The sequence below is a fragment of the Blautia sp. MSK.20.85 genome, assembly GCF_013317245.1.
Classification (GTDB): domain Bacteria; phylum Bacillota; class Clostridia; order Lachnospirales; family Lachnospiraceae; genus Blautia_A.
The window spans coordinates 1-3,194 of record NZ_JAAIUN010000060.1; the positions used below are offsets into that span (position 1 = coordinate 1).

The window sequence follows — 3,194 nt, forward strand, 5'->3', positions numbered from 1 at the left end:
ACGCTTTGAAGCCCGTCGCCAAGAGGATTTGAACCTCCGACCCCTCGCTTAGGAGAGCTCCAACCTATTGTCACTCTCTGTCAATCTGAGGTAAGGTAAACCCATATGGGACACTATATAAAACTGTTTCCGATTCAATTCGAGTTATTCTGAATACCCCCTCTGTCAAGCTCTGTAAAGCTCTGAAAGTTAGCTGATTGTTTGCCCCAGCTAATAATCGGGGAATGCCTTGATATTACCATCGACATCTGTTATATGACCACCATGCTTCGTACGTTCGATCATGGTAAACAGTATTCAATTAAACTTTCCTATCATAAGTACAAGATATTTTCTTGTCTATAAATAATATAACGCATACGAGACGGTTTGTCCATGCGTTTTTGACTGGCAAATTTATAAGCTGCTTTCATATTTTTAAACACGGACATAACCAGTAGATATACCTTCGATTCGGTTGGATGCTCCCGTACTCTGAATCAATGCAACTTCTAAGAGTGTTTTCAATTCATCTACATTGGCTTCGAGAAATAATTCCTGTTTGCCTTTATGTTCATGGATGCTGCTAACCATCTGAACAATTTCAGGTGTTAACAACTTCGCAGGACTTACAATAAAATCAAAGTCTCTCATAGGAATCTCCTTCATTTCAGATTTATCTCCGTCATTCTATCATCAAATGATGGAGATAGAATATCCATATACACAATAAATATCCTCATTTCATCCATATATTATATCGTTTTATGAATCGTTTTTTCACTAAAATTACACTATTTTTTCACTATTTTTCATTACTTCATCGTCTTCGCCAGTGAATTGAGCAATGCCCGCATCTCTGGATTCGCCAATACTTTTGCCAGAAGTTCCGGATCGACTTCATCAGCAACAGTAGTATTATTATTTTCCTGCTGTACATGCATCTGTGGATCCAGATTCTTTTTCTCATAAAATGCTTCTTCAAAAAGCTCTGCATTTTTCCTTCTGTCATCATCCAGAATATGAGAGTACACATCTGTAACCATATTGACCTGAGCATGGCCAGAATCACCCTGTACCGCCTTGATGTCTCCACCATTCAGTTTCAGCTTATAAGTAACACTGCTATGACGAAAACTGTGAAATACAACCGGTGGGAGATTATAGTCCTCGATCAATTTCTTTAAAGGGCCACGGATTGCTCCATCACCAAGAGGAAGACCAAAGGTACTTGCCATAACCAGGTTATAGTCCATATATTCGTCACCCAGGATTTCTTTCATTTCATCCTGCTCAGCTTTCCAGTCTACAAGCATATTAGCAACGCTCTTCGGTAAGAATATCTTACGTACACTACTTTCTGTCTTCGGTGTTTTCAGAATACGGACCGTAGAATTCTTCTTATGATTTGTCGGAAATACCAACAACACATCTTTTCCATCCAATGCATTTAAAGATTCTTTTCTTATACGCTGTGATTCTTTGTTGATGAAGACATATGCACGGTTTTCTTCAATTGCCTCATGAGAAATATCTACACAATCCCAGGTAAGACCAAGCAGCTCACCAAGTCGCAGGGAACATGAGAAAGATAGATTAATTGCGAGCTTTAATCGTTCATCTTCACAGACACTGAGCGCATACATCAATGTATCCGCTGTCCAGATGTCTCTTTTTTGTGATTTATGTTTTGGTACAGTCGCATGGGTGCAAGGATTCTTCTCCATCAACTCCCATTTCACTGCCTGTTCAAAACAGTTTCTAAGCAGCTTATTAATATCCCTGACCGTACTGGAAGATACAAATTCATTTCGACTGGTTTTATTCAATGGATTGATAACTGCACGTCTCTTCAAAAGACTCTGATAATATCTTTCGATGAAACGGGTATTGATCTCTGAGAGTTTCGTATCACCAATGATCGGAAGAATATAGTTATTGATAAGAGAGACATTTCCTTCATATGTAGAAAGCGCCCAGTTTTCTTTGCCATAAAGTGCAACATATTCTGTAATAAGCTCGTCCAGTGTTTTGCATTTACGGACGACAAATGATCCCATCTCTTTTTTATATTCAATTTCTTTTTTTCTTCTCTTTGCTTCGGCTTTCGTTTCATAGGTTTCCCACTTCTGTTTCCTCTCACCTTTTTCATTCGTATAAGAATAGATTACATTAAATTTTCCGTTTCGTTCTCTTATAGATGCCATATTATTGCATACTCCTTTCCAAATCTCTTTGCTCCATCCAGTCCTCAAATTCATCCCGACGGATCCTAACTCGACTGCCAACTTTTATTACTGTGAACTTTCCTTTATCCGCCCACTTGTTAATCATGCTTCTGCTGACCTTTGCCAGATAGGAAGCTTCATCAAAAGTAAGATACTTTATATTTCCATTGCTTCCTCGTATTCCGGTCTGTGATAATTTCTTCCGCCGGAAATTAGCCAGGGCAATATTTTGTTCCTGTGCAAGTTCTTCATAATCATTCGATGGATCCAGCTTATACCGATCCTGACCTTCCAGGAATTTTCGAAAACTCTCTTTTGTGATCCTTTTCTTTTCTGCAATCACAATGAATTCAAAAAAATGACTATACTTTGGATTATCAAGAATTGTATATACTGCGCTTCTGGTTGTTCCAAGCAGCTGTGCCATCTCAGGCATCGTAATTGTTGCATCTTCCAGAAGAGCGTCTTTTTTTCTGTCTTCCTTTGTTCGATACCGGGACTGGCTTTTATACCAGTTCTGAAAAGATTCTTTTGGTATTCGTTTCCAGTAATCGACAATAACAGCTTCCATTTGATTTTTCTTGAGTAAATCATAAACAAGATACTCATCAACACCCAACAGATCCGCAACTTCCTTAACGGAATAGGACCAGGATTTCAATTCTTTCCCTGGTTCTTCTCCGGTAACTTTATGGTATTTAATCTGATTGGCGTACCATTTTTCAAAGCTGGCAATATTGATTCGTATCTTTCCAGCAATCTCTTTAGATTCAAAAACATTTTTATGCACCAGCCAGTATCGATCTGTCTTTTTTAATCCCAGCAGCTTTCCCATTTCCGGCACGGTCATCCAGGTTCTCTTTTGTGTCGGACGCCGTTTGTAAGGACTGTCTTCTGATATCTTTGAAATGATCTCTTCAACATCGTCCATTTCCGGAACTTCTTTTTGTTTCATAATTGCTGTTGCCATTTATTCTTCACTTCCTG

3 protein-coding genes are annotated in these 3,194 nt (G+C 38.7%); all 3 read right to left on the reverse strand.

Annotated elements, in window-relative coordinates; all coding sequences use genetic code 11:
• Positions 1-417 precede the first annotated feature (417 nt).
• Positions 418-633 (reverse strand): hypothetical protein, encoded by a 216-nt coding sequence (locus G5B12_RS16750; RefSeq protein ID WP_226977413.1) that lies wholly within the window; start codon positions 631-633, stop codon positions 418-420.
• Between the two features lie 161 nt (positions 634-794).
• Positions 795-2,186 carry a tyrosine-type recombinase/integrase gene (locus G5B12_RS16755; RefSeq protein ID WP_171027973.1) on the reverse strand — a complete coding sequence of 464 codons (1,392 nt, stop codon included), beginning with the start codon at positions 2,184-2,186 and terminating at the stop codon, positions 795-797.
• Between the two features lies 1 nt (position 2,187).
• Complete coding sequence (locus tag G5B12_RS16760) at positions 2,188-3,177, reverse strand: helix-turn-helix domain-containing protein (RefSeq protein WP_044954635.1); 990 nt, start codon at positions 3,175-3,177, stop codon at positions 2,188-2,190.
• Between the last annotated feature and the right edge of the window lie 17 nt (positions 3,178-3,194).

Coding starts and splice junctions, on each gene's coding strand:
- G5B12_RS16750 (WP_226977413.1), bottom strand. CDS start 633: ATGAGAGACTTTGATTTTATTGTAAGTCCTGCGAAGTTGTTAACACCT.
- G5B12_RS16755 (WP_171027973.1), bottom strand. CDS start 2,186: ATGGCATCTATAAGAGAACGAAACGGAAAATTTAATGTAATCTATTCT.
- G5B12_RS16760 (WP_044954635.1), bottom strand. CDS start 3,177: ATGGCAACAGCAATTATGAAACAAAAAGAAGTTCCGGAAATGGACGAT.